5 protein-coding genes are annotated in these 7,523 nt (G+C 63.5%); 2 read left to right on the top strand and 3 right to left on the bottom strand.

The window, feature by feature from the left end; translation table 11 throughout:
- Positions 1 to 91: 91 nt before the first annotated feature.
- Together HMPREF9465_RS02240 and HMPREF9465_RS02245 are read left to right on the top strand one after the other, a co-directional pair.
- Positions 92 to 1,186 (top strand): efflux RND transporter periplasmic adaptor subunit, encoded by a 1,095-nt coding sequence (locus HMPREF9465_RS02240; protein ID WP_005433691.1) that lies wholly within the window; start codon positions 92 to 94, stop codon positions 1,184 to 1,186.
- Positions 1,187 to 1,197: 11 nt separating this feature from the next.
- A complete protein-coding gene (locus HMPREF9465_RS02245) occupies positions 1,198 to 4,299 on the top strand; it encodes an efflux RND transporter permease subunit (RefSeq protein ID WP_005433692.1) in 3,102 nt (1,033 codons plus the stop codon).
- An 83-nt stretch (positions 4,300 to 4,382) separates the two neighbouring features.
- On the opposite strand, the gene HMPREF9465_RS02250 is transcribed toward HMPREF9465_RS02245, so the two are convergent.
- The 3 genes from HMPREF9465_RS02250 to HMPREF9465_RS02260 form a co-directional block, all read right to left on the bottom strand.
- Entirely contained in the window at positions 4,383 to 5,171 is a 789-nt protein-coding gene (locus HMPREF9465_RS02250) for an ABC transporter ATP-binding protein (RefSeq protein ID WP_005433694.1), read from the bottom strand.
- Positions 5,172 to 5,201: 30 nt separating this feature from the next.
- Entirely contained in the window at positions 5,202 to 6,086 is an 885-nt protein-coding gene (locus HMPREF9465_RS02255; RefSeq protein WP_005433696.1) for an ABC transporter permease, read from the bottom strand.
- 170 nt (positions 6,087 to 6,256) lie between these two features.
- Complete coding sequence (locus tag HMPREF9465_RS02260; RefSeq protein WP_005433698.1) at positions 6,257 to 7,249, bottom strand: ABC transporter substrate-binding protein; 993 nt, start codon at positions 7,247 to 7,249, stop codon at positions 6,257 to 6,259.
- Positions 7,250 to 7,523 lie beyond the last annotated feature (274 nt).

The following is a 7,523-nucleotide window of genomic DNA, read 5'->3' on the forward strand; positions in this document are numbered from 1 at the left end:
TGCTTAACCCGGGTTAGCCGAAGACATTTGCCTCTCTTCGGCTTCGCGGCCATACTGAAACGCAAGCAAGGAACAATCCACCCTCAACGACATGCGACATACATTCAGTCTTGTCTGCGCCGGCCTTCTGGCGCTCACGCTTCTCGCCGGCTGCGAAAAGACGACGGCCCCAAAGACCGTCCGCGCGCCCCTTTCTGTTGAAACCCTGACCGTTGAAGCGGCAGACCAGCCCCGCTGGATCACGCTGCTCGGCCAGGCCGAGGGCGGCCGCGAAGTCGAGGTCAAGTCCCAGGTGAGCGGCATCCTCAAGAAGGTCGCCTTCACGGAAGGCGCCGAAGTGAAGGCGGGCGACGTGCTCTACCAGATCGATCCCGCGCCCTTCGAAGCCAGGCTGAAGTCGGCCGCGGCGAACACGCGCAGCGCGAAGGCCACGCTTGCAGAAGCTAAAACCAGCTACGAACGCACCCGTGCGCTTTTTGAAAAGGGCGCCAAGAGCCGTCAGGACCTCGACGAGGCCAACCGCGCGCACCTCGTCGCCTCCTCAGCCTACAACGCGGCGACCGCCTCCGAAAGGGACGCGGCCATCAGCCTCGAATGGACGACCGTGAGGGCTCCCGCCTCCGGTCTCGTGAGCGACACGCAGTTCAATGAAGGCTCGCTCATCTCCTCGGCAAGCTCCGTGCTTGCCACGATCACCCAGCACGACGACGTCAGGGTCGTCTTCGCGCCGTCCGCACGTGCGCTCGACGGCGCCGACGTGACGACCGACAATGCGGTCAAACTCCGCGACGAGCGCGGCCGCACGCTCTCGGGCAAACTCGACTACGTCGCCCAGTCCGTCAACCCGAAGACGAGCACGCGCCTCATGCGCGTTAGGCTCGATGAAGGCTCCGGACTTCTTCCCGGCGACTTCGTGCACGTGGACCTTCAGATCGGCGTACGAGAAAACGCCGTGCGCATCCCGCAGAAGGCCGTGCGCCAAGAACCCGACGGCACTTACACGGTCTTCGTGTACCAGGACGGCAAAGCCAGGCTCCGGCCCGTCAAGCTCGACCGCTGGGACGGTCCCGACTGGATCGCCACCTCGGGCCTCGCCACGGGCGACCGCGTGATCACCAACCAGCTTCTCAAGCTTCGTGACGGCTCCGCCGTGCAGCCCGCCGAAGCTTCCAAGACGGCCAAGTAGGATCCTGCGCCATGCTCAGCCAGTTCTGCATCCGCCGCCCGATCTTCGCGACGGTCCTCTCGATCATCATCGTGCTCGCGGGCCTCATCGCGCTGCGCGTTCTTCCGCTCTCCCAGTATCCGGACATCTCGCCTCCGACGGTGCGCATCTCGACCACCTACGACGGCGCCGACGCCCAGACGCTCGCCCGCACCGTGGCCGCTCCAATCGAGGACCAGCTCTCGGGCATCACAGGCCTGCTCTACTACACGACGAACATCCGAAGCAACGGCGACATGTCGATTTCCTGCGTCTTTGACGTCGGCACCGACGCCAACGACGCCATGCTCGAAATCAACAACCGCGTCCGCACGGCCGAACGCAGACTGCCAGACGTCGTGCGCAATCAGGGCGTGAGCGTGCGAAAGCGCTCCGAGGAAAACCTCCTCATGGTCGCGCTCTTCTCGCCCGACGGCAGCATGGCCGCCACCGATCTGGCCGACTACGCGAACCTCAACATCGTCGACGAACTCAAGCGCCTGCCCGGCATCGGCGACGTGAGCGTCTTCGGCAACGCGCAGTCCGCCATGCGCATCTGGCTCGATCCCGAAAAGATGGGCCTCATGGGCATCACGATCAAGGACGTCGAAAACGCCATCGAGGCCCAGAACGCGCAGCGAAGCGCGGGCCGCGTGGGCACGGCGCCCACAGTGTCCGAGCAGCAGCTCTACTACACGATCACGACGCCCGGTCAGCTCCTCACCGCCGAGGAGTTCGCCGACATCATCGTCAAGGCTGACGGTCCCGACAAGCTCGTGCGCATGAAGGACATCGCCACGACCGAAATCGGCAAGCGCTCCTACGAGTTCCGCGTCGACATCAACGGCACGCAGGGCGTCAACGTCGGCGTCTACCTGCAGACGGGCGCCAACGCCATGGCGGCCGCCGAGGCCGTCAAGGCCCGCATCGTCGAGCTCGCCGCCCAGTTCCCCGAAAACAAGATCGACTACATCATCACCGACGACACGTCGATCTTCGTGGGCGCCTCCCTCAACGAGGTCTACCACACGCTGTTCGAGGCAGGCATCCTCGTGCTCCTCGTCGTCTTCGTCTTCCTGCAGAACTGGCGCGCCACGCTCATCCCGATGCTCGCAGTGCCCGTGTCGCTCATCGGCACGATGGCGGGCCTCTGGCTCTTCGGCTTCTCGCTCAACACGCTGACGCTCTTCGCGATGACGCTCTCGATCGGCATCGTGGTCGACGATGCCATCGTCGTGCTTGAGAACGTCGAGCGTCTCATGCGCACCGAGGGCCTCGGCCCCTACGAGGCGGCCCAGAAGGCCATGAAGGAGGTCTCGGGCGCACTCGTCGCCATCGTGCTCGTGCTCGCCTCCGTCTTCATCCCCGTCGCCTTCCTCGGCGGCATCGCAGGCGAGCTCTACCGCCAGTTTGCCGTGACGGTCGCCCTGTCCGTCGTGCTCTCGGGCTTCGTCGCCCTGACGCTCACGCCGGCGCTCTGCGCGATCCTTCTCAAGGAAAGGAAGCCCGAAGAGCGCAAGAACAGGTTCTTCCAGGCCTTCGACCGCGGACTCGCGTCCTTCACGCTCAGGTTCCTCAAGCTCGTCAAGGCGGCGCTGCGCCACCGCGTGATCACCGCAGGCCTGCTCGTCGCCGTGACGGCCGGCTGCTGGCAGATGCTCGAGCACACGCCAACCTCCTTCATTCCGCGCGAGGACCAGGGCATCGTGCGCATCTCGGTCCAGCTCCCCGAAGGCGCGGCCTTCCCCCGCACCGAGGCCGTCTCGACCGAAATCCTCGAGCACCTCAAGAAGAACGACGCCGTGCAGAGCGTCGTGACGATGGTGGGCTACGACACGATGAGCGGCGACGTCCGCAGCAACGCATCGACCTTCATCCTGAAGCTCAAGCACTGGGACGACCGCAAGGAGACCGCCGAGGAGATCCAGAAGGACCTCCAGAAGTACGTCGCCTCCCACCCCGACATCAAGGGCGTGGCTGCGCTGCCTGCGGCCATCAAGGGCCTTGGCTCCACGAACGGCTTCTCGGGCTATATCCTCTCGCACGGCAACGACAATCCGCTCGTGCTGCAGAACGTCGCCGAAAACTTCCTCGACGCCCTTCAGGACCGCCCCGAGCTTACGGGCCTGCGCAGCTACCTGACGGCCGACACGCCCCAGCTCAAGCTCTACGTTGACCAGACCAAGGCGATTGCGCTCGGCGTGGACGTCGACGACATCTACGACACGATCTCCCATCTGATGGGCAGCAAGTACGTCAACGATTTCACCCGCAACGGCAAGATCTACCGCGTGGTGGTTCAGGCCGCTCCGCAGTTCCGTTCGACGCCCGAGGACATCGGGTCGGGCTACGTGCGCTCGAGCTCGGGTGAAATGGTGCCCATCTCGGCGCTCGTGCGCACCGAGCGCACGTCCGGTGCGGCGGCCCTCGCCCGCATGAACGGCTACCTCGCCGCTCAGTTCAGCGGCGCGGCCGCTCAAGGCGTCTCGTCGGGCGACGCCATCAGGATCGTCGAGGAAACCGCCCGTGAAGTGCTTCCCGAAGGCTACACGATCGAATGGGTCGGTCAGGCCTACCACGAAAAGCGCATCGGCGCCTCGTCCGCCACGGCCTTCGGCTTCGGCATCCTGATGATGTTCCTCATCCTCGCCGCCCTCTACGAGCGTTGGTCGCTGCCGATCGCCGTCGTGCTGGCCGTCCCGTACGCCTTCCTCGGCGCCATGACCGCCATCTGGCTGCGCGGCACGCCCAACGACATCTACTTCCAGATCGGTCTACTCGTGCTCATCGGCCTCACGGCCAAGAACGCCATTCTGATCGTGGAGTTCGCGGCCCAGAAGATGGAGGAGGGAATGGGTCCCTTCGACGCCGCCATTGAGGCCGCGGGTCTTCGCTTCCGCCCGATTCTGATGACGTCCTTTGCATTCGTGCTCGGCGTCGTGCCGCTCATCATCGCGACGGGCGCAGGCGCGGGGGCCCGCCACTCCATGGGTACGGGCGTCTTCGGCGGAATGCTCGCCGCCACCTTCATCTCGACCATCTTCGTGCCGGTGTTCTTCACCTGGTTCGCGAGGAAGTCGTCGAAGAAGCGCTGATCAGGAAAGGCTCCACGCAAATTGGCTGCCCCTTACGGGGCGGCCAATTTTTCTTTGCGGTTCTGCAGCGGTTCCACTGAACGTCAGCCGAGCAGCATCTTGTCGGAAACGCCGTCGCCGGCCTTCTCGAAGAACTGCAGGAGGTCCACGGCAGTGAGCTTCGCCTTCTCCTCGCCCCTGACGTCAAGGATCGGACGGCCGTCGTGCATCATGATGAGGCGGTTGCCGTAGCGGAGAGCGTCACGCATGTTGTGCGTGATCATGAGCGTCGTGAGCTGCTGTTCGGTCACGAGCTTTTCGGTAAGTTCAAGCACCTTGGCGGCGGTCTTCGGGTCGAGTGCGGCCGTATGTTCGTCAAGCAGCAGGAGCTTGGGACGCACGAGCGTGGCCATCAGCAGCGTGAGCGCCTGACGCTGACCGCCCGAGAGCAGGCCCACATGGGCCGTCATGCGGTTCTCAAGGCCGAGGCCGAGCATCTTGACGAGCTCCGTGAAGTAGGCCGTCCTGTCCGCACGGTCGCTCCAGCGCAGCGTCTGGCTGCGGCCGCGGCGGTCGGCGATGGCAAGGTTTTCGGAAATCATCATGCCTGCGGCCGTGCCGCGCATCGGATCCTGAAAGACGCGGCCGATGAAGGCGGCGCGCTTGTACTCGGGCATTCTGGAGACATCGACGCCGTCGATGAGAATGGAGCCGGAGTCGATCGGGAACGCGCCCGCGATGGCATTGAGCGTCGTGGACTTGCCCGCGCCGTTCGAACCGATCACGGTGCAGAAGTCACCGTCCTCGAGCGTGAACGAGACGCCTCGCAGCGCCTTCTTTTCATTGGCCGTGCCGGCGAAGAAAGTCTTGGTGACGTTTTTGAGTTCGAGCATTTTTTCTTTCCTTCGTGTTCAGTTCACAAGTCAGGCGCGGGCGCGCAGGCCGGCCATCTTTTCCTTGATGAGCGGGAGTGCCAGCGCAATGGCGACGAGCACGGCGGTAAAGAGCTTGAGGTCGTTGGGCGGCATGCCCATTTCAAGCACGAATGCAATGACGAGTCGGTAGATGATGGAGCCGAGAATCACGGCGGCGAGGCTCGTCTTGAACGTCTTAGGGGAGAAGAGCACCTCGCCGATGATGACGGAGGCAAGACCGATCACGATCGTGCCCACGCCCATGCCGACGTCGGCGAAGCCGTTGGCCTGAGCGACGGTGGCGCCCGAGAGAGCGACAAGGCCGTTCGAGATGACGAGGCCGAGAACGACCATCGTGTTGGTGTTGATGCCTTGGGCGCGGGCCATCTGCGGATTGAAGCCTGTGGCGCGCACGGCGGTGCCGAGCTCCGTGCCGAAGAACCAGTAGATCACCACAGCGATGGCGACTGCGAAGACGAGGCCGACGACGAGGCCGCTCATGGCGACGGAAAGGCCGAGGCTGTTTTCAAGAATCGTGAAGACCGTCTCATTCTGCAGAAGACCGACGTTGGACTTGCCCATCACGTGCAGGTTCACGGAATAGAGGCCGATCATCGTCAGAATGCCGGCGAGCAGCGCGGGAATGCGGAGCTTCGTCGTCAGCAGGCCGGTGACGCCGCCCGCGAGCGAACCCGCGACGAGCGCCAGAACAAAGGCGGCGGGCAGACCGAGTCCCGCCGTGATGGCGGTGGCGGCCACGGCCGCGCCCAATGGGAACGAGCCTTCGACCGACAGGTCGGCGATGTCGAGAATTCGGAAGGTCAGGAAGACGCCGAGCGCGAGAACGGACCACTGAAGTCCCTGGCCGACGGTCGAGAGAATGAGATCAAGCATGAAATTTCCTTTTCTAGGTACGCTCGGCGGTTCGGGTTGCCGATTGTTTTTTAAGTAGGAGCGCCGGCGGAATCTGTTCCTGCCGGCCTATTCAAAAAAATGCGGAGCTCCGCAGACGCCGTACCGGCGTCCCCGACAAGCTCCGCTCTAGGCGCGGCCTCCTTCAGAGGCTACTGAAAAAGCACTGCGCCCTTCTTGAGTTCGTCCGGAATCGTGATGCCGATCGCGGCTGCCGTCTTCATGTTGAAGACCGGCGTGCCGTTGGCCACGTGCTGGACGGGCATCTCGGCCGGCTTCTTCTTGCCGTCGAGAATGTCGGCGCCCATCTGGCCCGTCATGCGGCCAATTTCGTAGTAGTCGACCGAGATCGAACCGAGACAGCCCGCTTCGGTCATGCCGCGCTCACCCGCAATGACGGGGATCTTGGAGGGGTTGGCGACCTTGGCGAGGGCGGGAATGGCGCTGGCAAGCACGTTGTCCGTCGGCAGCCACATGCCCTGCACCTTGCCGTTGAGGCTGGCAGCGGCCTGCTGGATGTCGTTGACGTTGGAGACCGTGGCCTCGAGCACCTGCACGCCGCGCTTTTCGGCGGCCTTCTTGAAGATGTCGACCTGGTACTTGGAGTTGATTTCGCTGGAGTTGTAGATCGTGCCGACGGCCTTGGCGTCGGGGACGAGCTTGAGAAGAAGTTCGAGCTGGGCCTCGATCGGACCGAGGTCGGAGACGCCCGTGACGTTGCCGCCGGGCTGTTCGTCGGACTTGACAAGCTTGGCAGCGACGAAGTCGGTGATGGCGGTCGCAACGATCGGCGTGCCCTTGGCGGTCGTGGCCACGGCCTGGGCGGCGGGCGTCGCGACGGCGAAGATCAGCTTGTCCTTGTTGGAGACGAAGCGGGTGGCGATGTTGTGCAGATTCGACTGGTCGCCCTGGGCGTTCTGGAAGTCGATCTTGATGTTGACGCCGTCCTTGTAGCCGCGTTCGGCAAGCGCGTCCTTGACACCCTTGGTGCAGGCGTCGAGGGCGGAGTGTTCAACGAGCTGGACGATGCCCACGGGCACGAGTTCGGACTTGGCGGGCTCCTTGTCGCCGCAGCCCGCGAGTGTCAGCGCGGCAGCGACGGAAAGCGCGATGGCGCTGCGGCGCGTAATCTTGGAAATCTGCATGGGGTCACCCCTGAGTAATGAAAGTCGAATGCCAGGGCTTGTAGCCCGAGGATGTTAATTTCGATTATACGAACCGAAATTTGCCGTCTTCCGCCCTCTAATTCCTTTTACTTAAAGCAAATCCCCTAGGCACATGAAGCTCGCTCAAAAGATGCGCAAATCTTTTTTCCCACCCTGCCCGACGCTTCGAAGTCGCATAAAAAAAGGTTCATCTCGGAAGTCCGTGGAACGCGGCCTTGACTTTTAAGAAAAAGTCTGGTCGGCTCCCTCCAAG

Source organism: Sutterella wadsworthensis 2_1_59BFAA, from assembly GCF_000297775.1.
In the GTDB taxonomy this organism is placed as follows: domain Bacteria; phylum Pseudomonadota; class Gammaproteobacteria; order Burkholderiales; family Burkholderiaceae_F; genus Sutterella; species Sutterella wadsworthensis_A.

Excerpts from the sequence above, each read along its gene's own strand:
- HMPREF9465_RS02240 (WP_005433691.1), top strand. The coding sequence starts at position 92 with ATGCGACATACATTCAGTCTTGTCTGCGCCGGCCTTCTGGCGCTCACG.
- HMPREF9465_RS02245 (WP_005433692.1), top strand. The coding sequence starts at position 1,198 with ATGCTCAGCCAGTTCTGCATCCGCCGCCCGATCTTCGCGACGGTCCTC.
- HMPREF9465_RS02250 (WP_005433694.1), bottom strand. The coding sequence starts at position 5,171 with ATGCTCGAACTCAAAAACGTCACCAAGACTTTCTTCGCCGGCACGGCC.
- HMPREF9465_RS02255 (WP_005433696.1), bottom strand. The coding sequence starts at position 6,086 with ATGCTTGATCTCATTCTCTCGACCGTCGGCCAGGGACTTCAGTGGTCC.
- HMPREF9465_RS02260 (WP_005433698.1), bottom strand. The coding sequence starts at position 7,249 with ATGCAGATTTCCAAGATTACGCGCCGCAGCGCCATCGCGCTTTCCGTC.